This window comes from Streptomyces sp. AF1A (genome assembly GCF_047340315.1).
GTDB lineage: Bacteria > Actinomycetota > Actinomycetes > Streptomycetales > Streptomycetaceae > Streptomyces.
The window spans coordinates 25627-48247 of sequence record NZ_JBLEBI010000034.1 but is presented as its reverse complement, the minus strand read 5'-3'; the positions used below and the strand labels follow the sequence as shown (position 1 = coordinate 48247).

Annotated in this window: 17 protein-coding genes and 2 pseudogenes; 9 read left to right on the top strand and 10 right to left on the bottom strand. The window is 71.2% G+C overall.

Going from position 1 to position 22621, the window contains the following annotated elements:
* The first annotated feature begins 283 nt into the window (after positions 1 to 283).
* Both ACLU3S_RS13495 and ACLU3S_RS13490 read left to right on the top strand, forming a co-directional pair.
* Positions 284 to 1399, top strand: coding sequence for a LacI family DNA-binding transcriptional regulator (locus tag ACLU3S_RS13495; RefSeq protein ID WP_413952035.1), 1116 nt, complete (start codon positions 284 to 286; stop codon positions 1397 to 1399).
* The gene (locus ACLU3S_RS13490) at positions 1396 to 2307 is read left to right on the top strand and encodes a carbohydrate kinase family protein (RefSeq protein ID WP_413952034.1); all 912 of its coding nucleotides are present in this window, start codon (positions 1396 to 1398) and stop codon (positions 2305 to 2307) included. The genes ACLU3S_RS13495 and ACLU3S_RS13490 overlap by 4 nt, the downstream gene beginning before the upstream one ends.
* A gap of 145 nt (positions 2308 to 2452) precedes the next feature.
* Here the strand turns inward: ACLU3S_RS13490 and uvrA are convergent, their stop codons facing one another.
* The gene (gene uvrA, locus ACLU3S_RS13485; protein WP_413952033.1) at positions 2453 to 5476 is read right to left on the bottom strand and encodes an excinuclease ABC subunit UvrA; all 3024 of its coding nucleotides are present in this window, start codon (positions 5474 to 5476) and stop codon (positions 2453 to 2455) included.
* A 224-nt stretch (positions 5477 to 5700) separates the two neighbouring features.
* Between uvrA and ACLU3S_RS13480 the strand changes: the two genes are divergently transcribed.
* Both ACLU3S_RS13480 and ACLU3S_RS13475 read left to right on the top strand, forming a co-directional pair.
* Positions 5701 to 6387: a maleylpyruvate isomerase family mycothiol-dependent enzyme gene (locus ACLU3S_RS13480; RefSeq protein ID WP_413952032.1), complete on the top strand. Its 687-nt coding sequence runs from the start codon at positions 5701 to 5703 to the stop codon at positions 6385 to 6387.
* Between the two features lie 77 nt (positions 6388 to 6464).
* Complete coding sequence (locus ACLU3S_RS13475) at positions 6465 to 7121, top strand: MBL fold metallo-hydrolase (RefSeq protein ID WP_413952031.1); 657 nt, start codon at positions 6465 to 6467, stop codon at positions 7119 to 7121.
* Between the two features lie 36 nt (positions 7122 to 7157).
* Here the strand turns inward: ACLU3S_RS13475 and helR are convergent, their stop codons facing one another.
* Positions 7158 to 9302, bottom strand: coding sequence for an RNA polymerase recycling motor ATPase HelR (gene helR, locus ACLU3S_RS13470; RefSeq protein ID WP_413952030.1), 2145 nt, complete (start codon positions 9300 to 9302; stop codon positions 7158 to 7160).
* Positions 9303 to 9768: 466 nt separating this feature from the next.
* On the opposite strand from helR, the pseudogene ACLU3S_RS13465 reads away from it, so the two are divergent.
* Positions 9769 to 9903, top strand: a pseudogene (locus ACLU3S_RS13465) (amino acid ABC transporter substrate-binding protein); the annotation flags it as partial.
* 72 nt (positions 9904 to 9975) lie between these two features.
* Positions 9976 to 10119, top strand: a pseudogene (locus tag ACLU3S_RS13460) (peptide ABC transporter ATP-binding protein); the annotation flags it as partial.
* 13 nt (positions 10120 to 10132) lie between these two features.
* Here ACLU3S_RS13460 and aroQ read toward each other — a convergent pair.
* Entirely contained in the window at positions 10133 to 10606 is a 474-nt protein-coding gene (aroQ, locus tag ACLU3S_RS13455) for a type II 3-dehydroquinate dehydratase (protein ID WP_413952029.1), read from the bottom strand.
* A 213-nt stretch (positions 10607 to 10819) separates the two neighbouring features.
* On the opposite strand from aroQ, the gene ACLU3S_RS13450 reads away from it, so the two are divergent.
* Positions 10820 to 12088 carry an MFS transporter gene (locus ACLU3S_RS13450; RefSeq protein ID WP_413952039.1) on the top strand — a complete coding sequence of 423 codons (1269 nt, stop codon included), beginning with the start codon at positions 10820 to 10822 and terminating at the stop codon, positions 12086 to 12088.
* 27 nt (positions 12089 to 12115) lie between these two features.
* Here ACLU3S_RS13450 and ACLU3S_RS13445 read toward each other — a convergent pair whose 3' ends face one another.
* The 6 genes from ACLU3S_RS13445 to ACLU3S_RS13420 all read right to left on the bottom strand — a co-directional run bounded on the left by ACLU3S_RS13445 (position 12116) and on the right by ACLU3S_RS13420 (position 20366).
* A complete protein-coding gene (locus tag ACLU3S_RS13445; RefSeq protein WP_413952028.1) occupies positions 12116 to 13216 on the bottom strand; it encodes a calcium:proton antiporter in 1101 nt (366 codons plus the stop codon).
* Positions 13217 to 13351: 135 nt separating this feature from the next.
* The gene (locus tag ACLU3S_RS13440; RefSeq protein WP_413952027.1) at positions 13352 to 14353 is read right to left on the bottom strand and encodes a TerC family protein; all 1002 of its coding nucleotides are present in this window, start codon (positions 14351 to 14353) and stop codon (positions 13352 to 13354) included.
* A gap of 221 nt (positions 14354 to 14574) precedes the next feature.
* Complete coding sequence (locus ACLU3S_RS13435; protein ID WP_413952038.1) at positions 14575 to 16506, bottom strand: TerD family protein; 1932 nt, start codon at positions 16504 to 16506, stop codon at positions 14575 to 14577.
* A 54-nt stretch (positions 16507 to 16560) separates the two neighbouring features.
* A complete protein-coding gene (locus ACLU3S_RS13430; protein WP_413952026.1) occupies positions 16561 to 17139 on the bottom strand; it encodes a TerD family protein in 579 nt (192 codons plus the stop codon).
* 157 nt (positions 17140 to 17296) lie between these two features.
* Positions 17297 to 19453, bottom strand: coding sequence for an excinuclease ABC subunit UvrB (uvrB, locus tag ACLU3S_RS13425; RefSeq protein ID WP_413952025.1), 2157 nt, complete (start codon positions 19451 to 19453; stop codon positions 17297 to 17299).
* Positions 19454 to 19493: 40 nt separating this feature from the next.
* Positions 19494 to 20366 (bottom strand): MHYT domain-containing protein, encoded by an 873-nt coding sequence (locus ACLU3S_RS13420; RefSeq protein ID WP_413952024.1) that lies wholly within the window; start codon positions 20364 to 20366, stop codon positions 19494 to 19496.
* 277 nt (positions 20367 to 20643) lie between these two features.
* Here ACLU3S_RS13420 and ACLU3S_RS13415 point away from each other — a divergent pair, with 277 nt between their 5' ends.
* Together ACLU3S_RS13415 and ACLU3S_RS13410 are read left to right on the top strand one after the other, a co-directional pair.
* On the top strand, positions 20644 to 21513 hold the full coding sequence (locus ACLU3S_RS13415) for a glycerophosphodiester phosphodiesterase (protein WP_413952023.1): 870 nt from the start codon (positions 20644 to 20646) through the stop codon (positions 21511 to 21513).
* A gap of 41 nt (positions 21514 to 21554) precedes the next feature.
* Positions 21555 to 22109, top strand: a complete 555-nt coding sequence (locus tag ACLU3S_RS13410) for a methylated-DNA--[protein]-cysteine S-methyltransferase (RefSeq protein ID WP_413952022.1) — start codon at positions 21555 to 21557, stop codon at positions 22107 to 22109.
* 42 nt (positions 22110 to 22151) lie between these two features.
* Here the strand turns inward: ACLU3S_RS13410 and ACLU3S_RS13405 are convergent, their stop codons facing one another.
* On the bottom strand, positions 22152 to 22583 hold the full coding sequence (locus ACLU3S_RS13405; protein WP_413952021.1) for a VOC family protein: 432 nt from the start codon (positions 22581 to 22583) through the stop codon (positions 22152 to 22154).
* Between the last annotated feature and the right edge of the window lie 38 nt (positions 22584 to 22621).

The following is a 22621-nucleotide window of genomic DNA, read 5'->3' as shown; positions in this document are numbered from 1 at the left end:
GCGGTGTGTGGTGCGGGGCGGTGCGCGGTGCGTGGCGCGGGGGGCGGGACGGGGCCGCGGGACGGGGCGCGGGAAGCGGTCTGGGACGGCACGGGGGGACGTAAACGCTTGCGCAAGCGTTTACGCAGGGGCGGTCGATGGGATACCGTCCCGGCCGGAAGCCCTGTGTGGCCCGACCCGATGACCCGGTGGCCGGCAACTCGGTGGCCGATGACTCGATGGCCGGTGACCCCGTGGCCCGGTGATGCTGCGGCCCAGCGGGACCGATGGAGGAGAGAACGCGATGCCCACCATGGCGGACGTCGCCCGGAGCGCCGGAGTCTCCGTGGCGACCGTCTCGCACGTCCTGAACGGCACCCGCCCGGTGCTGCCCCACACCCGGCAGGCCGTCCTGGACGCCATCGACGCCCTCGGCTACACGCCGAACACCCTGGCCCGCTCCCTGGTGACCTCGCGTACCCGCTCCATCGGGCTCGCGGTGTCGGCGATCAGCAACCCGTACTTCACGGAGATCCTGCAGGGCGTCGAGGCGGCCTGCCTGGAGGCGGGCTACAGCCTGCTCATCGCCGACCCGCACGACGACCCCCGGCACGAACGCAAGGTCGCGCAACTCCTCCACGAGCGCCGGGTGGACGGCATGATCGTCGCCCCTTCCGCGGACCCGCACGACCTCGTCGGCTACCTCCGCCGCCACGCCGTGCCGACCGTGTTCCTGGACCGGGTGGTCGACCCGGACGTGTACGACGGTCCCGGGCGGGGCGCCGCAGCCCCGGGCAGACCGTGCTTCGACCAGGTCTGCGCCGAGAGCGCCGCACCCACGGCCGAGCTGGTCGCGCATCTCGCCGGGCTGGGCCACCGCCGGATCGGCCTCGTCGCCGGCCTGCCGGGACTGAGCACGACCGGTGAACGCATCGACGGCTACCTGCACGGCCTCGCCGCCGCGGGTCTGGCGCGCGACGACCGCCTCCTGGTGTCCGGGCACTCCGAGTCCGCCGGCGCCGAACAGGCCACGGACGCCCTGCTCGGCCTGCCCGATCCGCCGACGGCGCTCGTCACCGCCAACAACGCGATGACCATCGGCGCCCTGCGCGCCCTGCGCCGGCGCGGACTGTCCGTGCCGGACGACATCGCCCTGTGCTGCTTCGACGACTTCGTCTGGGCCGACCTTTTCTCGCCCCGGCTCACCGCCGTTGCCCAGCCGAGCAGGGAACTGGGCGCCGAAGCCGTCCGGGTGCTCCTGGACCGCTTGGCGGAGCCGGACGGTCCGGCACGGACGGTCCGGCTGCCGTGCACCTTCGTCCACCGCACGTCCTGCGGGTGCCCGGAGGAGCCGGGCAGGGCCGGGACGGCCCGGCACATCGCATCAGCCCCCTTGTCCCAGAAGGGAACCGACTCGTGATCGTCGTCGCCGGTGAGGCACTGATCGACCTGGTACCGCAGGGCCCCGGTGCCCTCGCGGGCCTGAAGCCGGCGCTGGGCGGCGGCCCGTACAACACCGCCGTAGCCCTCGGCCGCCTCGGCTCGCGCACCGCGTTCTGCTCCCGGACGTCGAACGACGCCTTCGGCGAGGCCCTGCTCGACGGGCTGCGGCGGGCCGGAGTCGACGTGTCGGGCGTACAGCGCGGACCGGAGCCGACGACCCTCGCGGTGGCCACGATCGACGACGGTGGCTCGGCCGCGTACACCTTCTACGTCGACGGCACCGCCGACCGCCTCTTCACCACCCCGGCCGCGCTGCCCGCGGACACGCGCGCGGTGTCCTTCGGCACCTGCTCGCTCGTCCTGGAACCGGGGGCGAGCGCCTACGAGGAGCTGATGCGGAGGGCGGCCGGACAGGGGCTGTTCACCGCGCTCGACCCCAACATCCGGGCCGGACTGATCCCGGACGCGGACGCCTACCGGGCGCGCTTTCGGAGCTGGCTGCCCTCGGTGACTCTGTTGAAGGTGTCCGCGGAGGACGCGGCGTGGCTGGGCGGCACGCCGCGCGAGTGGCTGGCCGCGGGCCCGTCGGCCGTCGTGGTCACGCGGGGCGGCGACGGCCTGACCGTGTTCACCCGTGACGGCGGGGAGTGCTCCGTGCCGGGTGAGAAGGTCGAGGTCGTGGACACCATCGGCGCGGGCGACACGGTGAACGCGGCCCTGCTGCACGGCCTGGCCACCCAGGAGGCGCTGTCTGCGCAGGCGCTCACCGCCCTCGGGACGGAGGGCTGGTCACGGCTGTTGCGCTTCGCGGCGCGCGCCGCGGCGATCACCTGCTCGCGGCCGGGGGCGGAGCCGCCGTACGCGGCAGAGGCGGGTGAACCGTAGCGGTCCTTCTCCGCTGTCGTCTTTTCAAGGTGCGGCCGGTCCTGCGCTGCGGGGACCCGACGAACCGCAGGGCCGGGGTGGCTGATGATGGAACGAGCGGCGCCCCGCGGGGAGTTCCCGCGGGGCGCCGCTTTCTGAGCGGGTGTCAGGCCTTGCGTGTCCGCGTCGACTTCTTCGCGGGCGCCGCCTTCTTCGTGGCTCCGGCGGCCTTCTTCGTCGCCGTGTTGTTGGCGTTGGCCGTCACCGTCTGCCGGGTGGCCGACCTGGCCGCGGCCGTCTTCCTCTTCGCGCCGCGCGGCGCCGGCACCGTGTCCGCGTCGCTGATGCGGTCGGCGCCGAGGATCTCGCGCAGGAACTTGCCGGTGTGGCTGGCCGGGACACCGGCGACCTCCTCGGGCGTGCCCTCCGCGACCACGAGACCACCGCCCGCGCCGCCCTCCGGGCCCATGTCCACGATCCAGTCGGCCGTCTTGATCACATCGAGGTTGTGCTCGATGACGATGACCGTGTTGCCCTTGTCGACCAGGCCGCCGAGCACCGTCAGCAGCTTGCTGATGTCCTCGAAGTGCAGACCGGTGGTCGGCTCGTCCAGGACGTAGACGGTGCGGCCGGTGGAGCGCTTCTGCAGTTCGCTGGCCAGCTTCACGCGCTGGGCCTCACCGCCGGAGAGGGTGGTGGCGGACTGGCCGAGGCGGACGTAGCCGAGGCCGACGTCGTTCAGCGTCCTCAGGTGGCGGGAGATCGCCGGGACCGCCTCGAAGAAGTGCATGGCCTCCTCGATCGGCATGTTCAGCACCTCGGCGATGGACTTGCCCTTGTAGTGGACCTCCAGGGTCTCCCGGTTGTACCGGGCGCCGTGGCAGACCTCGCACGGGACGTAGACGTCCGGGAGGAAGTTCATCTCGATCTTGATGGTGCCGTCGCCCGCGCAGTTCTCGCAGCGGCCGCCCTTGACGTTGAAGGAGAAGCGGCCGGGCAGGTAGCCGCGGACCTTCGCCTCGGTGGTCTCGGCGAACAGCTTGCGGATGTGGTCGAAGACACCGGTGTACGTCGCCGGGTTGGACCGCGGGGTGCGGCCGATGGGCGACTGGTCGACGTGCACGACCTTGTCGACCAGGTCGTCGCCGTCCACGCGCGTGTGCCGCCCCGGGACGTTCCGCGCGCCGTTCAGCTCGCGGGCCAGGTGCGTGTAGAGGATGTCGTTGACCAGGGTGGACTTGCCGGATCCGGACACGCCGGTGACGGCCGTGAACACGCCCAGCGGGAAGGACACGTCGATGTCCTGCAGGTTGTTCTCGCGGGCGCCGTGCACGGTGAGCTGACGGGACGGGTCGCGGGGACGGCGCACGTCCGGGAGCGGGATCGCCTTGCGGCCCGAGAGGTAGGCGCCGGTCTGCGACTCGGTGTTGGCGAGCAGCTCCTTCAGGGAGCCGCTGTGCACGACCTTGCCGCCGTGCTCACCCGCGCCGGGGCCGATGTCGACGACCCAGTCGGCGACCTTGATGGTGTCCTCGTCGTGCTCCACGACGATCAGCGTGTTGCCCATGTCGCGCAGCCGGACCAGCGTCTCGATCAGCCGGTGGTTGTCCCGCTGGTGCAGGCCGATGGACGGCTCGTCCAGCACGTACAGCACGCCGACCAGGCCGGAGCCGATCTGCGTGGCCAGGCGGATGCGCTGGGCCTCGCCGCCGGAGAGCGTGCCGGCCGCGCGGTTGAGCGAGAGGTAGTCCAGGCCGACGTCGACCAGGAAGCGCAGCCGCTCGTTGACCTCCTTCAGCACCCGCTCGGCGATCTTCTTGTCCCGGTCGTTCAGCTTCAGCTCGCCCAGGAAGTCCGCGCAGTCGCTGATCGACATGGCCGAGACCTCGGCGATCGACTTCCCCATGATCGTGACGGCGAGGACGATCGGCTTCAGGCGCGTGCCCTCGCAGGAGGGGCAGGGCACCTCGCGCATGTAGCCCTCGAAGCGCTCCCGGCTGGCGTCGCTCTCGGCCTCGCTGTGCCGGCGCTTCACGAACGGCACCGCACCCTCGAACGGCGTGGTGTACACGCGCTCGCGGCCGTACCGGTTGCGGTAGCGCACCTCGATCTGGGTCTTGTGGCCGTAGAGCAGGGCCTTCTTCGCGCGCTGCGGCAGGCCCGCGAACGGGATGTCCGTGCGGAAGCCGAGCGCGTCCGCGAGGGCTCCGATCAGGCGGCCGAAGTAGTCCTTGGTGTGCCCGTGCGACCAGGGGTGGATGGCGCCCTCGTCCAGGGACTTGTCGGGGTCCGGGACGATCAGCTCGGCGTCGACCTCCATGCGCGTGCCGATGCCCGTGCACTCGGGGCAGGCGCCGAAGGGCGAGTTGAAGGAGAAGGAGCGCGGCTCCAGCTCCTCGAAGGACAGGTCGTCGTACGGGCAGTACAGGTGCTCCGAGTACATCCGCTCACGCTCGGGGTCGTCCTCGGGGAGGTCGACGAAGTCGAGCACGACCATGCCGCCGGAGAGGCCGAGGGCGGTCTCGACGGAGTCCGTGAGGCGTCGCTTGGCGGAGTCCTTGACCGTGAGGCGGTCGACGACCACCTCGATGGTGTGCTTCTCCTGCTTCTTCAGCGTCGGCGGCTCGGACAGCTGGATCGTCCGGCCGTCCACGCGCGCGCGGGAGTAGCCCTTGGTCTGCAGGTCGGCGAAGAGGTCGACGAACTCGCCCTTGCGCTCGCGGACGAGCGGCGACAGCACCTGGAAGCGGCTCCCCTCCGGCAGCTCCAGGACCTTGTCCACGATGGCCTGCGGCGACTGGCGCGTGATCGGGCGGCCGCACTCGGGGCAGTGCGGCTTGCCGATGCGCGCGAAGAGCAGACGCAGGTAGTCGTAGACCTCGGTGATGGTGCCCACTGTCGAGCGCGGGTTGCGCGAGGTCGACTTCTGGTCGATGGAGACCGCCGGGGACAGACCCTCGATGAAGTCGACGTCCGGCTTGTCCATCTGGCCGAGGAACTGCCGGGCGTACGAGGAGAGCGACTCCACGTAGCGGCGCTGACCCTCCGCGAAGATCGTGTCGAAGGCCAGGGATGACTTGCCCGACCCGGACAGGCCCGTGAAGACGATGAGCGCGTCACGAGGCAGGTCGAGCGAGACATTCTTCAGGTTGTGCTCGCGCGCGCCACGGACGATGAGACGGTCGGCCACGCCGGTCCGCACCTTTCTTGAGAGAAGTGACAGGGGCGGGGCCCCCGTGCTTCTTCAGACTAGGGGGAGCCACTGACAACGCCGGTCGGATTACCAGGGTGCATAACAACCCCCAGCCCTCCAGCATGCCCGACGCCGCCCTCGACGATATAGCACGAGCTTTCGATTTGCGGGCCGGGTTCACCACCTTCACCCGAACGTGTGGCCGGGCTAGGGTCAGGCCCATGATTGATCACGCTCATGACCTGGCCTGTGTACGCGAAGCGACCGAACGGCTTCTCACCGGGGTCGCCGCACTGGACAACGCCTCGCTCGCCGAGCCGTCACGGCTTCCGGGCTGGAGCCGCGGGCACGTCCTCGCCCATCTCGCCCGCAACGCGGACGCGCTCGTGAACGTCCTCGAAGGCCGCCCCATGTACGCGAGTGCCGAGGCGCGGGACGCCGACATCGCGCGCGACTCCTCGCGCCCTCTGGACGCCCAGCTGGCGGACCTGCGTGAGAGCGCGGCGGGCTTCCAGCGGGTCGGTGAGGCGCCGGCGGACTGGACGCGCACGGTGGAGCTGCGCAACGGGGTCACCGACGTGGCGGCCCGGGTGCCCTTCCGGCGCTGGGCCGAGGTGGAACTGCACCATGTGGACCTCGGAACCGGGTACGAGCTGGAGGATCTTCCGGCGGAGTTCGTCGAGCGCGAGATCGACTTCCTCACCCGGCGGTTCTCCGGGCTCCCCGACGTCCCGGCGACCCGGGTCACGGACGGCACGCGCGCGTGGAGCACCGGGCGGGCGGCGGACAAGCCCGAGGTGACGGTCAGCGGTGCGCCGGCGGAGCTGCTCGGCTGGCTCGCCGGACGGCGCGACGGCTGCGGCCTGACCACGGACGGCGACACACTCCCGAAGCTTCCCTCGTTGTAAGGCGGCTGCGGTCCGATTCCCCCGTTGCCAGGGCGGCTGCGGTCCGCCGAACCCCTGCCCGCTATAGGCTGATCACCATGATGTACACGGGAGAGGTCAAGGTCGGCGGACCGGCGGACGTGCACGAGCTGAAAGACCTGATGATCACCAAGATCGCGGTCGGCCCGATGGACAACAACGCCTATCTGCTGCGCTGCCGGGCCACCGACGAGCAGCTCCTGATCGACGCCGCGAACGAGGCTCACACCCTGCTGGGGATGATCGGTGACGACGGGATCGCGTCCGTCGTCACCACGCACCAGCACGGGGACCACTGGCAGGCCCTCGCCGAGGTCGTCGCAGCCACCGGCGCGCGCACGTACGCCGGCCGTGAGGACGCCCCCGGCATCCCGGTGCCCACCGACGTCCTCGTCGACGACGGCGACGTCATCAGGGTGGGGCGCGTGGAACTCACCGCGCGCCACCTCGTCGGGCACACCCCGGGCTCGATCGTCCTGGTGTACGACGACCCGCACGGCCATCCGCATGTCTTCACCGGCGACTGCCTCTTCCCCGGTGGGGTCGGCAACACCCGTAAGGACCCGAAGGCCTTCGCCAGCCTGATCCACGACGTCGAGACGAAGATCTTCGACGTGCTGCCGGACGAGACGTGGGTCTACCCCGGTCACGGCGACGACACCACGCTGGGTGCCGAGCGGCCGCACCTGCCCGAGTGGCACGCGCGCGGGTGGTGAGATGGCGGGTGTCGGGATGGGGGTTCCGGTCGCCCGTCACGGTGTGAGGACGACGAGCTGCCGGGTCGCCCGGGTCATCGCGACGTAGCGGTCGACCGCGCCCTCGACGCCCTCGCCGAACCCCTCCGGGTCGACGAGGACGACCAGGTCGAACTCGAGCCCCTTCGACAGCTCGGGGGTCAGCGACCGGACGCGTGGCGTCTTTGGGAACGCGGGATCGCCGATGACGCAGGCGGTCCCGTCCGCGTGCGCGGTGAGCCAGTCGTCGAGGACCCGGTCCAGGTCCGACACCGGCCCGTGGACGACGGGGATGCCGCTGCTGCGGACGGAGGTCGGCACGTTGGCGTCCGGCAGTGCGGCGCGGATGACCGGCTCGGCCTCCGTCATGACCTCTTCGGGCGTCCGGTAGTTGATGCTCAGGGAGGCCACCTCGATGCGGTCGAGGCCGATCCGTTCGAGGCGTTCCTGCCACGGCTCGGTGAACCCGTGCCTGGCCTGGGCACGGTCGCCGACGATGGTGAAGCTCCGGGACGGGCAGCGCAGCAGCAGCATCTGCCACTCGGCGTCGGTCAGTTCCTGGGCCTCGTCGACGACGACGTGCGCGAACGGGCCGGCGAGCAGGTCCCGCTCGGCGCCGGGCAGCGCGTTCCCGTCGATCAGGCTGTCCTGCAGGTCACGCCCGCGCAGCATGGTCACCGCGCCCTCGCCGTCGTCGTCGGCCGCGAGCACGTTGTCGATCACGTCGGCCATGCGCGCGCGTTCGGCGGCGGCCGCGGCCTCCTGGCGGCGCCTGCGGCGTGACGCCTCCGGGTCGCCGAGCCGCTGCCGTGCCGCGTCGAGGAGCGGCAGGTCGGACACCGTCCAGGCCTGGGGGTCCTTGCGCTGCAGCCTGCGTACGTCGTCGGGGCCGAGCCAGGGAGCGCACATCCGCAGGTAGGCGGGGACCGACCACAGGTCTGCGACGAGATCGGCCGCGTCGAGCAGCGGCCACGCGCGGTCGAGGGTGCCGACCAGCTCCTCGTCGTGCAGCAGAGCCCTCCGGAACAAGTGGGGCGGGACGTCCAGGTCCTGCTTGTCCAGCAGGATCGTGACCAACTCGTCCCAGATCTGGTCGCGTGCCTCGTTGTGCGGCGTGCCCGGTCCCGGCGCCCGGAACGCCTCCGCCCAGTCGTCGGCGCTCAGCCGGACGTCGGACCAGGGTGTCGTGACCGTCATGCTCTCGGCGGGCGGCTCCTCGTAGAACCTGACGGCCGTCTCGATCGCCTTCACCATCCGCGCGGACGACTTCAGGAGGGCCACGTCCGGGTCGCTCTCGGGCACCGCTCGGGCTCCCTCGGCGACGAGGTCCCGCAGCGTGCAGGTCTGCACGCCCTCCTCCCCCAGACTGGGCAGGACGTCGGCGACGTAGGCCAGGTAGGGCTGGTGCGGGCCGACGAAGAGCACGCCGCCCCGACGGTGGCCGAGGCGGGGATCGGAGTGGAGGAGGTAGGCGGAGCGGTGCAGGGCGACGACGGTCTTCCCCGTGCCCGGACCGCCGTCGACGACCAGAGCGCCGCGGGAGCCGGCCCGGATGACGGCGTCCTGGTCGGCCTGGATGGTGGCGAGCACGTCCCGCATCCGGGGCGAGCGGCTGCCGCCCAGGGCGGCGATGAAGGCGGACTGGTCGTCGAGGGCGGCGTGCCGCTCGAGCCCCTCCGCGATGAAGACCTCGTCCCAGTAGTCGGTGATCCGGCCGTCGGTCCAGCGATACCTGCGGCGGCTCGCCAGCCCCATGGGGTTCGCGTGGGTCGCCGCGAAGAACGGCTCGGCCGCCGGGGAGCGCCAGTCGACCAGCAGCCGGCGTCCCGCGCTGTCGGTGAGGCCGAGCCGCCCGATGTACAGGGGCCGGCCCTCGTCCGCGCCGACGACGCGCCCGAGGCACAGATCCAGGCCGAAGCGGCGCAGGGCGCGCAGACGGCCGGTCAGCCGGTGCACCTCCGCGTCCCGGTCCATCGCCGCCCGGCCGGCGCCGCCGGGCGCCCTGAGTTCGGCGTCGAGGCGGTCGGAGAGTTCGGCGACCGCCTGCGCGAGGCTCTCGGCGATGGCCTCGAAGTGCTTCTCGTCCTCGCCGATCAGCGCCGGGTCGGCCTTCGGGGAGAGGCGGTCGGGAAGGTCGAAGGCGCTGGTGGTCAGGGGACTCATCGCCGCGGCCCCGATCCGGAAACAGCCTCAAGGGCCGACAAGAACACATGCACTTCGCGATTTCCTCATTTCCGCTGGTCCCGGCTTCGGCCAGCGATTGTGCGGCACGACCGGGGCCTTGCCGCAAGCCCCCCGGTGCGCTATACGTTGAGAGTGGCAGGGAGCGGGTCTCCTTGCCCTTTCCTGTCTGCGGGTGTTTCCGCGTCCTCCCACCCGGACTTCCTGGGGGGAGGACGCCCGGCGCGCAGGGCACTTCACGCGCCCCGTGTGAACACTTCGCACAGACCGATGCAGCGTGCGCGCTCCCGACGCGCGGTCCTGCGCAGTCAACTGGTGGCAGCCCCGCACAGGATGACGGCTCCTGAGCGGTAGGGCCGCCGGTCTTTCACCCCGCCCTCGACCGGCGGCCCGGCCCCGCTCGGGCACGCGCGCGTGGGCTGCGTCGACCGGTGTGCACACGGCCGCGCTCATGCTGGACGAGGGCAGCGCGCCGGCCCCGTGCGTGACCGGCGCGGTCGACGCCCTGCGCCGGGACGGCACCCCGGCGAGACCGGAGAAGCAGTGGCTGTCCGACGCCGTCGACGCGCCGGTGCTCAAGTGACCGTCACGGAGGGCGACTCCGCGCGGGAGGGAGCGGACGGCAACGGCGGCATGCCCGGCGGCCGACGCCCACGGTGAGGCGCACGCCTGCCCGGACCGGCTCAGCGGCGGCCGGCGGCAGTGGGCGGCGATCGCCGCGCGGCCCCGGCCGTCGCTGCTGGACGAGATCACGGCCGCGCTCGACCCCGAACTCGTGGACGGGGTAGTGGAAGTGCTGTGGCGGCCGGTGGCTATGCGTTCGCCCGGGCGGCGCCCAGCAGGGCGGCGACGCGCTCCACGCCGAAGACGTAGCCCTGCACGCCGCAGCCCGCGATCACGCCGTCGGCGCGCAGGGAGACATAGGAGTGGTGCCGGAACGACTCCCGCTGGTGGATGTTGGAGATGTGCACCTCCAGCACGGGCATGCCGTCGCAGGTGTTGAGCGCGTCCAGAATCGCGACCGAGGTGTGCGAGTAGGCGCCGGGGTTGATGACGATCCCGCAGTGGTTCAGGCGTGCCTCGTGGATCCAGTCGACCAGTTCGCCCTCGTGGTTGGACTGCCGGAAGTCGATCGTGCCGCCGTGCGCGGCCGCCGCCTTGGCGCACAGCGCCTCGACGTCGGCCAGGGTGTCCCTGCCGTAGATCTCGGGTTGACGCCGGCCGAGCAGGTTGAGGTTCGGCCCGTTGAGGATCATGATCGGGGCGTTGGCCAGGGTGCGGGGCACGGTTCCTCCGGTCCGTTCGGGGCGGTGCGGGTACGACCGCTGCTCGCACTCGGTCTATCACGGTCGCCGGCGCGCACGGCCGGCCACGGGCGTCGCGGTCGCTCCGGGCGCGCACTCCGGCGCCTTGATCACTTCCGTACGCTCCCGTGACCACCGATCACGGTGGGTAGTTGACGTGACATGCACGATGCACGCTCCGTGAGAGCCCCGTCCATGCCGCGCCTCGCCGCCGCCTCCCTCGCCGGCACGGCGATCGAGTTCTACGACTTCTTCGTCTACGGAACCGCGGCCGCGCTGGTTCTGGGGCCGTTGTTCTTCCCGACGTTCTCACCGGTCGCCGGGACGCTGGCCGCGTTCGCGACGTTCGGGGTGGGGTTCGTGGCGCGGCCGCTGGGCTCGGTGCTGTTCGGGCATCTCGGGGACCGGCGCGGACGACGGCCGGTGCTCGTGGTCTCGCTGCTGCTCACCGGCGCCTCGACGGTCGCGGTGGGCTGTGTGCCGTCGTACGGGACGGCCGGTGTCGCGGCTCCCGCGCTGCTGCTCCTGCTGCGGTTTGTGCAGGGCCTCGGGCTGGGCGGCGAATGGGGCGGGGCGGTGCTGCTGACCGCCGAGCACGCGCCCGCCGGGCGACGCGCCTTGTGGTCGAGTTTCCCGCAAGTGGGACCCGCGGTCGGCTTCGTGCTCGCCAACGGTGTGATGCTCGCGCTGTCGGCGGCGCTGTCCGACGCCGAGTTCGCGCGCTGGGGGTGGCGGGTGCCGTTCTGGGCGGCCGGGGCGCTCGCTCTGGCCGGGCTGTGGCTGCGCTCGTCGCTCACCGAGAGCCCGCGGTTCCTGGAAATCGACGACCACGCGCGCGTACCGCTCGCCGAGGTCGTGCGGCACCACGGGCGGCTGGTGCCGCTGACGGCCGGGGCGATGGCGGTCGGGTACGCGGTGTTCTACGCGGTGACGACCTGGTCGCTGGCGTACGCGACGGAACGGCTCGGGGTCAGCCGCACGGTCATGCTGGGCTGCGTCATGGCCGCGGTGGCCGTGAAGGGCGCGCTGACTCCCCTGCCCGCGCTGCTCGGCGACCGTTACGGCCGCCGGACGATGTGCCTGGCCGGGTGCACGGCCTGCGCCCTGTGGATGCTTCCGATGGTCGCACTGCTGGCGACCGGCGAACCGCTGCCGATGTTCCTCGGCATCCTCGGTGCGCTGCTCGCCTTCATCACCATGTTCGCGGTGGTCGCCGCCTATGTGCCGGAACTGTACGAGGCACGGGTGCGCTGCACGGGCGCCGCGGTGAGCTACAACCTCGGCGGCGTCCTCGGCGGCGCGCTCACCCCGATCGTGGCCACGAAGCTCGCGGAAGGAGGCGGGCGCGTCCCCTGGGGCGTGGGCGTGTATCTGACGGGCGTCGCCCTGGTCAGCCTGGGGTGCTTCGCGCTGCTGCCGGAGACCCGGCCGGTCCCGGTGCCGGCCGTGGAGCCGGCCGCGTGACCCTGCTCGGACGGGTGAGCGGCCGCGCTACGGGTTGATCGCCAGTTCGAGGTAGGCCGCGAACAGCACCAGGTGGACGCCGCCCTGCAGCGGGGTGGCCCGTCCCGGCACCACCGTCAGGGACGCGACCACCACCGTCAGCGCGAGCAGCAGCATGTGGACCGGGCCTAGGCCGAGGATGAGCGGTCCCGGCAGCCAGACGGAGGCGAGCGCCACGGCCGGGATGGTCAGGCCGATGCTGGCCATGGCGGATCCCAGGGCGAGGTTGAGGCTGGTCTGCACGCGGTCCCGCCGCGCCGCGCGCAGCGCGGCGATCGTCTCGGGGAGCAGCACGAGCAGGGCGATGATCACACCGACGACGGCCTGGTTCAGGCCCACCGCCGCCACGCCCGACTCGATGGTGGGCGACACGCCCTTGGCCAGGCCGACCACGCCGATCAGCGCCAGGCCGAGCAGGCCGAGGCTGATCCCGGCGGTGCGGGCGGACGGCGGCTCGGCATGGTGCTCGGCGGTGATGACCTCGCCGTGCCGGGTGATGGGCAGGAAGTAGTCGCGGTGGCGCACCGTCTGAGTGGCCACGAACAGGGCGTACAGGATCAGCGAGGAGAGTGCGGCGAACGTCAGCTGCAGGGAGGAGAACTGCGGCCCGGGCTTGCTGGTGGTGAAGGTCGGCAGTACGAGACTCAGCGTGGACAGGGTCGCCACGGTCGCCAGGGCGGCGCCGGTGCCCTCGGGGTTGAAGACCGCGATGCGGTGCCGCAGAGACGCGACGAGCAGGCACAGGCCGGCCACGCCGTTGCACGTGATCATCACGGCGGCGAAGACCGTGTCTCTGGCCAGGGTGGCGCTCTTGGGGCCGCCGTCGACCATCAGCGTGACGATCAGGGCCACCTCGATGACCGTGACGGCGATGGCGAGCACCAGGGAGCCGAAGGGCTCGCCGACCCGGTGGGCGACGACCTCAGCATGGTGGACGGCCGCCAGCACCGATCCGGCGAGGACGAGGGTCACCACGGCGACGACCGCGCCGGGCAGGCTACGACCCCAGGTGAAGACCAGAAGCACGATCGCGAGCACCGGCACGAACATCGTCCAGCGCCGGGCGAGCGACCGCAGCCCAGTGATCATGCTGCGATCGTCGCAGAAGGCCACAGGGTTCGCATTCTTTGCTTTCCCGATACTTTCACCCTTTCGGCGGGGCCCGGTACCGACGCGGCCGGGCCCCGCTGTTCGTGTTCCGAGGACGCTCCTGTGCGGGTGCGGTCAGGCCTCCACGCTTTCCTTCCGTGTGTCGTCGTCGCCCGCACCCGTCGCCGAGAGCGCCGTCTGCTTCCGGGAGGCCACGAGGCTGGTGACGGTGGTGACGATCAGGACCCCGCAGATGACACCGAGCGAGACCGGGATGCCGATCTCGGGGACATGCACACCGGACTCGTGCAGCGCGTGCAGGACGAGCTTCACGCCGATGAAGCCGAGGATCACCGAGAGGCCGTAGGTGAGGTGGACCAGCCTCTTCAGCAGGCCGCCGATGAGGAAGTACAGCTGACGCAGGCCCATCAACGCGAAGGCGTTGGCGGTGAAGACGATGTAGGGGTCCTGGGTCAGACCGAAGATCGCCGGTATCGAGTCCAGGGCGAAGAGTACGTCCGTGCTGCCGATGGCGAGCATCACGACCAGCATCGGGGTCATGACCCGCTTGCCGTTCTGCCGGATCCACAGCTTGGTGCCGTGGTACCGGTCGGCCACGCCGAACCTGCGCTCCGCGGCCCTCAGCAGCTTGCTCTCCTCGAACTCCTCGGCCTTCCAGTCGGCGCGGGCCTCCTGGACGAGCTTCCAGGCGGTCCAGAGCAGGAAGGCGCCGAAGAGATAGAACACCCAGGAGAAGCTTGCGATGAGCGCGGCTCCGGCGGCGATGAAGGCCGCCCGCAGCACCAGGGCTATGAGGACGCCGACGAGCAGCACGCGCTGCTGATACCGGCTGGGCACCGCGAACTTCGCCATGATCAGGACGAAGACGAAGAGGTTGTCGACGCTGAGCGACTTCTCGGTGATGAAGCCCGCGAAGAACTCGCCGGCCGGCCGGCCGCCGCCGTAGGCGAGGAGACCGAGGCCGAAGAGGCCGGCCGCGCCGATCCATGCGGCGGTCCAGATGCCCGCTTCCTTGATCGACACCTCGTGCGGCTTGCGACCGATGAAGAAGTCGACCGCGATCAATGCGGCGAGACCCGCGATGGTCAGGACCCACAGGGTCAGGGGGACTTCCACTGGACCTCCGGCTTTTCGTCATGGCAAACACATAGGCGTTGTCATTGCCGGAGGTCTCTTCCGCCCGCGCGGGGCCGGCGCCCCGGGACCGGAACCGGCCCGTACTGACGGGTGCGCCGCAGTCAGGGAGTACTCCCCTCCGCAGTTGAGAGCCTACCCAATCACCAAGAAAAGGTAAAGAGAAAAGTAAAAGAAAGACCAAGTTGCCTGGCGGTAGCGCTTTACCGATACTTGGCCCGGGCTGCGGCCACCTCGGCCAGCACCTGCTCCACGATCCGGCTCCCGGCGGGCGCGAGTGCGGGCTCGTACGTCCAGGAATGGCCCACCCAGGGGTCGGCGAGGTGGTCGTCGGGCACAGGGGTCAGTCGCATCAGCGAACGCCACAAAGGGTCCAGCAGGGGGCCGTAGGCGGCTGCGTCCGCACGGTCCGCGACCATCAGCAGATGGACGCCGACGGCCGGGCCCTCGTCCGCCAGGTAGCGCAGGCGGGTGACGGCGCGGTCGTCGAAGCCGTGCGGGAAGTCGTTGACGATCAGCAACTGCTCTGCGGTGTCCACGTCGGCCGGCAGCGACTCGGCCGCGCCGCCGCGCACTGCCATGTGCACCAGGTCGACCCGCCGGGTGAGCCTCTCCAGCAGGTCCGTCACGCCCGCCGCGCCGGTCGCGGGCGGCGCCGCGAGTACTCCGGCGTGCGTCAGCGGCAGGAGCGCGCGCGCCCCCGCGCCGGCCGGGTCGACGATCTGCACGGCGAACTCCTCCACCGGGTGCACGGCGAGCAGCCGGGCCGCGAGCGCCACCGCGGCTTCCAGGGCCAGGTGCCGCAGCTCGGCGGAGTCCGGGAAGGAGCCGTCGGGCCCGGCCGCTGGGCCGCTGTCGATCCACAGACCCCGTTCCAGAGGCAGCCTGACCAGCACGGGGATGCGCAGCGGCACGCTTTCGGGCAGGTGCAGATCGCCGAGTCGCAGGGCGGGCGGCGGCTCGGCGGGCACACGGTGACCGTGCCAGACGGGGCTGTCCCAGCGGGCGTACGCCGGCGGTAGCGCGGGTTCGACGACCTCGGACTCGGCGGTGAGCTGCGCGAGGTCGCGGTCGAGGGCGGCGCGCGCCTGGCCGACCAGCTGGTCCCGACGGGCGTGGGCGGCCTCGCGCGCGGCGTCCACCGCCGAGCCGAGCCGGCCGTGCGGGTCGGTGAGGACCTGGTCGAGCTCCTTCTCCAGGCGGGAGTCGGCGAAGTCCGCAGCACTGCGGTACGCGGCCGTGGTGCGGGCGAGGTCCTCGAACATGCCCCAGACCTGGTTGTACAGGCGCTCCTCCATCGACCAGCCGACGGCATCGCCGGCGACGGGTCGGGCGGCCTGGGCGCCGGCGGCCGGGGAGACCGCGGTGGTGGGCGTGGGTGTGGCGTCTCGGTGAGAGCGGCGGGGGTGGGTGTAATCGATCGGACCGCCGTCGTCCGGCGACCGGGTGCCGGGAGTCCGCGCGTCGTCAGGGCGCCGGCCGTGCGCCGGGCGCGCGTCGTACGCGGATGCCGGCTCCTGCGGTACGGGGGTGGCCGCCTCTTCGGACGGGAGCGTGGACGACGGGGCCGGGATGGCGCGAGCCAGGTTCTGGGCCGTCGCCTGCTGGATGGCGAGGGCCAGGTCGGCGGCCTCGCGCAGTCCGCGGTCGGCGAGGAGGGCCGGGATGCCTTCGGCGTAGCCCTGGCCCATCGCGCGGACCTTCCACCCTCCCTGCCGGCGGTACAGCTCCAGGGCGAACACCGCGGCCTCGGCGTCGAGGCCGGTGAGCGTGTAGCAGACCAGCTCGGTGCCGTCGGGTCCGTTGACCGTGGTGTGCGGGGCGGGGACGGCACCGAACCGGCGAGGGCCGGCGGTCCCCGGGGGCAGGGCGAGGAACACGTCGACGCGGTGCACGGCGTCCGGCAGGGCGGACAGGTCGACGGCCAGGCGGTGCCGGTCGGCCGCCTGCCGCGGCACCTCGATGCCGGGCAGCGCGGGGGCGCCGGGGTGGGCGACCCACTGGGGTCCGTGCACCGTGCCGTTCTCGTCGCCGAGCGCGGCTCCGGCCAGGACCGGTGCCCCCGCCGAGATCCGTATCTCCAGCCGGACCTCGGACAGCGGGTGGTTCTGCCCCCGCACCAGCTCGGCCGCCATCGCCGCGCCCCCCTGTGTCGTCTTGTCGGGCACGCCCTGCCGGGCGGTCCGGTCCTACAGGTGCGGCAGGATCGCCGGCATCAGGTCCTGGAACGTGCGGCCGTTGGCGGGGGTGCCCAGGGCGGTCATCGTCCAGCCCGAGCCCGCCCGGTGCACCTTGGCCATGATCTGCGCGGTGTACTCGCCGCCGCCGGCCAGCGTGTAGCGGGCGAGTTCCTGGCCGTTGGTCTCGTCCACGAGCCGGCAGAACGCGTTGTGCACCTCCTGGAACGTCTGCCCCGTGAAGGAGTTCACGGTGAAGACGATCTGGTCGATGTGGACCGGGACGCGCTGGAGGTCCACGAGGATCGCCTCGTCGTCACCGCCCTGGCCGACGCCGCCGACGAGGTTGTCGCCGGTGTGGCGCACGGAACCGTCGTCGCTCACCAGGTGGCGGAAGAAGACGACGTCGACCGGCTGCTTTTCGGCGAAGAGCACCGCCGACGCGTCCAGGTCGATCTCCTTGGTGCGCGAGCCGAACAGGCCACGCCGCTTCGCCGCCTGCCAGCCGAGCCCCATGCGGACCGCGGTGAGGGTGGCCCCGTCCTTCTTCTCCAGGCTGATGGCCTGACCCTTGGTCAAGTTGACGGACACGGCTGAATCCCCTCTCGATGGTCCCCTGTTACCGCGCACTGCGCGGCTGTCCAGAACCCTACGCAGGCGCACCGACAGCGCCGAACCCCGGCCCGCGCTTTGTGTCGGTGTTGCAACACTTGGCGCATATGCCGAGGTCCGGCGGTGTGTCGCGGGGTCAGGCGAGGCCCGCCTCCCGCATCTGACGCAGTTCCTTCTTCATCTCGGAGACCTCGTCGCGCAGCCGGGCCGCGATCTCGAACTGCAGCTCCGCGGCGGCCGCGCGCATACGCTCGGTCATCTCCTCGATCTGCTCGGCCAGTGCGGCCGCCGGGCGGTCCGTGGGCACCGTGGTCGCCGCCTTGCCCTTCGCGGACTTGGCCGTCTTGCCGACCTTCGCGCCCTTGGCCGCCTTGTCGCCGAGCGACGGGACGGGTGCCTTGGCCCCCTTGCCGTCCTTCAGCTTGCGGTAACCGGAGCCGAGGAGTTGCTCGGTGTCGACCTCCTCCCGGGCGATCTGCGCGACGATGTCGTTGATCTTCTTGCGCAGCGGCTGGGGGTCGATGCCGTTTGCCTTGTTGTAGGCGATCTGCTTCTCCCGGCGGCGGTTGGTCTCCTCGATGGCCTTCTCCATCGCCGGGGTGATCTTGTCGGCGTACATGTGGACCTGGCCGGAGACGTTGCGCGCCGCGCGGCCGATGGTCTGGATCAGCGACGTGCCGGAGCGCAGGAAGCCCTCCTTGTCGGCGTCCAGGATGGCCACCAGGGACACCTCGGGCAGGTCGAGGCCCTCGCGGAGCAGGTTGATGCCGACCAGGACGTCGTACTCGCCGGAGCGCAGCTCGCGCAGCAGCTCGACGCGGCGCAGGGTGTCCACGTCGCTGTGCAGATAGCGCACCTGGATGCCGAGTTCCAGGAAGTAGTCGGTGAGGTCCTCGGCCATCTTCTTGGTCAGCGTGGTGACCAGGACGCGCTCGTCCTTCTCGGTGCGCTTGCGGATCTCGTGCACCAGGTCGTCGATCTGGCCCTCGGTGGGCTTGACCACGACCTCCGGGTCGACCAGGCCGGTCGGGCGGATGATCTGCTCGACGAAGCCGTCGGAGCGTGACATCTCATAGGTGCCGGGGGTCGCCGACAAGTAGACGGTCTGACCGATGCGCTCCTGGAACTCCTCCCACTTCAGGGGACGGTTGTCCAGGGCGGAGGGCAGGCGGAAGCCGTGCTCCACGAGGGTGCGCTTGCGGGAGGCGTCCCCCTCGTACATGGCGCCGATCTGCGGGACGGTGACGTGCGACTCGTCGATGACGAGCAGGAAGTCGTCGGGGAAGTAGTCCAGCAGGGTGTTGGGCGGCGAACCGGGCAGGCGGCCGTCGAAGTGCATCGAGTAGTTCTCCACGCCGGAGCACGTGCCGATCTGGCGCAGCATCTCGATGTCGTAGGTGGTGCGCATCCGCAGGCGCTGGGCCTCCAGGAGCTTGCCCTGCTTCTCCAGCTCGCCCAGACGCTCCCCCAGCTCCTTCTCGATGTCGTTGATGGCCCGCTCCATGCGCTCGGGGCCGGCGACGTAGTGGGAGGCGGGGAAGACGTACAGATGTTGGTCGTCGCTGATGATCTCGCCGGTGACCGGGTGCAGCGTGGACAGCGCCTCGATCTCGTCGCCGAACATCTCGATGCGGACGGCCAGCTCCTCGTAGACCGGGAAGATCTCGATGGTGTCTCCGCGGACGCGGAAGGTGCCGCGGGTGAAGGCCATGTCGTTGCGCGTGTACTGGATGTCGACGAAGCGGCGCAGCAGCTCGTCCCGGTCGATCTCGTCGCCGACCCGGAGGGGGACCATGCGGTCCACGTACTCCTGCGGGGTGCCGAGGCCGTAGATGCAGGACACCGAGGCGACCACGACGACGTCCCGGCGGGTGAGCAGCGAGTTGGTCGCCGAGTGCCGCAGGCGCTCGACCTCCTCGTTGATCGAGGAGTCCTTCTCGATGTAGGTGTCCGACTGCGGGACGTAGGCCTCGGGCTGGTAGTAGTCGTAGTACGAGACGAAGTACTCGACCGCGTTGTTCGGCAGGAGCTCGCGGAACTCGTTGGCCAGCTGGGCGGCCAGCGTCTTGTTCGGCGCCATCACGAGAGTGGGGCGCTGGAGCTTCTCGATCATCCACGCCGTGGTGGCGGACTTGCCGGTGCCGGTCGCGCCCAGCAGGACGACGTCCTTCTCACCGGCCTCGATGCGCCGGGCCAGCTCGGCGATGGCCGCGGGCTGGTCGCCGCTGGGCTGGTAGGGGCTGACGACCTCGAAGGGCGCCACCGTGCGTTCGATGTGGGAAACGGGCCGCATGTCATCAACCGTACGACCCCGCACTGACAACGGGTCCCGATCATCGCTTCTGCGGGGTGCGGTCGCCCTGGTGCCGGGGCCGGCGGGCCGGCCGCTGCCCGTCCTGCAGCGCGGTCCGGCGGTCGGTGTGGGAGGCGACGGCGGCGGCCGGGACGCCCGGCTTGTGCTCGACGGGTGTCCAGTCGGGCCCGCCCATGACCGTCAGCGGATCGAAGATCACGACGACCCCCGCGATGAGCAGGAAGGCGAGCGGCCCGATCAGCATCGGGACGAGGACGGACGGGGAGTCGGCGGCGCCGTGGGGCGTGCCGTCGAGGTGGACGGTCAGGGCGGCCATCCCGGTGTAGTGCATGCCGCTGACGGCGAGCCCCATGATCAGGCTTGCGCCCACGCTCCACAGGAAGCCGCGGACGCGTCCGGCGGCCCACAGGGCGGCGGTGGCGGCGACGACCGCTATGACGACGGAGGCGGCGACGGTGAGCGTGTTGTAGGTGAACCGCCCGTGGAACCGCATGCCGGCCATGCCGAGGTAGTGCATCGAGGCGACGCCCAGGCCGGTGATCGTGCCGCCGGTGAACAGCGGGGTACCGGTGGCGCCCCGGTAGCCGACGATGAAGATCCCGACGCCGACCATGACGACCGCGAGCCCGAGGCTCGCGTAGGTGATCGTCTCGTCGTAGTGGATCGGCGTCTCCTTGATGCTGAAGCCCATCATGGCGACGAAGTGCATGGTCCATATCCCGGAGCCGATCGCGGCCGCGCCGAGGGCCAGCCAGGCCGGCCGCCAGGAGTGCGTCACCAGCAGGGACCGGGTGGTGCAGCGCAGACCGAGAGCGCCGCCGAGGCAGGCCATCAGATAGGCCACCAACGGGGTGACGGCCCCATAGCTGAATCCGTCGACCGTGCCTTGCATCCGCGGCTGCCCTTCCGCCCACTTGCGTCCCGGAATACCTGAAATCTCCCCCGTCCCAGGACCGCCAGGGCGGCCAGGGTTGTCGCAGAGAGTATGACCCCCACCGGAATGGTCGAACGATTTTCCGGCAAAGAAACACTCCCTTCCCCGGTTGTGCGGCACCGGTGAGTGCCGTCGGGCGTCTTCCGTCCATGTGTGGCCATCGTGCACCCGTGTGTCGATGACCCTCTGCTGTCAGTCTGGTGCTGTCCGTACACGCACGACGCAAGGAGTACGCATGCACGCGCGCGTAGTCGCGACCTTGGCCGCGCTGGCCCTGGCGACGGCGGCCCTCGTGAGCCCCACCTCCGACGCCCGGGCGGGCGAGGTCGGCAAGCCCAGGGTGATCGCCCACCGGGGCGCCTCCGCCTACGCACCCGAGAACACGCTGGCCTCGATCGACAAGGCGGCGAAGCTGGGCTTCACCTGGGTCGAGAACGACGTCCAGCGCACCAAGGACGGCGAACTGGTGGTCATCCACGACGACAGCCTGCAGCGCACCACGAACGTCGAGGACGTCTTCCCCGGCCGGGCACCGTGGAAGGTGAAGGACTTCACCGGCGCCGAGATCGCCAGGCTGGACGCGGGCGGCTGGTTCTCCCCCGCGTACGCGGGCACGCGCGTGCCGACGCTCAAGGAGTACATGCGCCGGGTCGAGCACAACCACGAGAGCCTGCTTCTGGAGATCAAGAACCCGCAGCTGTACCCGGGCATCGAGCAGCAGACCCTGAAGCTCCTCGGCAACGAGGGCTGGCTGGACCGCCGCCACCTGGGGCGGCTCGTCGTACAGAGCTTCAGCGCCGACAGCGTGCGGACCGTCCACGAGCTGAAGCCCGCGCTCACCACCGCCTTCCTCGGTGCGCCGTCCGAGGCACAGCTGCCTCAGTACGCGCGCTTCTGCGACCTCGTCAATCCGTCGTACGGGTCCCTCTCGGCCGGTTACGTGGCGGCCGTGCACACCGTCGACGGGCCGCACGGCAGGCCGCTCAGGGTGTTCGCCTGGACGGTGAACGACGCGGCCACCGCGCGCAAGGTCGCCGGGTACGGCGTCGACGGCATCATCACCAACAAGCCCGACGTGGTCCGGGCCGCGCTGGGCTCGGGCTGAGCCGGGCGGGCGTTGTCAGCGGCGGGTCGTACCGTGGGCGCATGGACAGCCATGGGCAGGACGAGCAGCGGGTCGTGTGGACCGTCGTCGGGACCGACATCGGCCCGCTGATGCTGGCGGCGACCCGGGACGGACTGGTCAACGTCGTCTTCCACGCCACGGACGCGGTGCGCGACCGGGCGCTGGAGCGGCTGACGGCCCGGCTCGGTGGAGCGCCGGTGGAGGATCCGGACGCCCCGCTGCTGACCGAGGCGATACGCCAGCTGCGGGCCTACTTCGCGGGTGAGCGGCAGGACTTCGACCTGCCGCTGGACTGGTCGCTGATCTCCGGGTTCAACCGCCAGGTCTTGCGCGAGCTGGCGTCCGGGGTGCCGTACGGCAGCGTGGTGGGGTACGGCGATCTCGCCGGACGGGTAGGGCAGCCCGGTGGGGCCCAGGCGGTGGGCGCGGCGATGGGCGCCAATCCACTGCCGGTGGTCGTGCCCTGCCACCGGGTGGTGGAGAGCGACGGCGGCATCGGCGGCTTCGGCGGCGGCCTGGAGACCAAGCGGAGGCTGCTCGCCCTGGAAGGCGTGCTGCCCGAGCCGCTGTTCTGATCCGGTGCGGCCCGCGCGCCCGTCGCGCGGGCGCGCAAAGGTCTACTCGGCGTAGTGCCGGACCTCGATTACGTTGTCGTCGAGGTCCCGGAAGTAGAAGTTCCGGGTGGCCCTGCCGCGGGCGCCGAAGGAGTCGTGGCCGATGTCGGTCATGGTGACGCCGTGCCGGCGCAGCCGGCTGCGCAGGTCGTCGAAGGCGTCGGCCGACAGGGACAGGCACACGTGGTTGACGGGGTGGCCGGCGCTGCCGGCCGAGCCGGGCAGCATCTTCATACGGTCCGCGAGGGTGCGCGGGGCCAGGTCGAGGATGGTCTCCTCGTTGACGCGGACGGAGGGGAAGGAGACCTTTCCCTCGGCGAACTCGGCGACTCGCAGCGGTTCCAGTCCGACGGCCGCCTCGTAGAAGCCCGCCGCGGCCACCGGATCGGCCACCCACAGGACGACGTGGTCAAGACGCGGGGTGTTGTTCGTCATGCGGCCCAGGCTGGTGGTGTCGCCCACAAGCCGCAAGC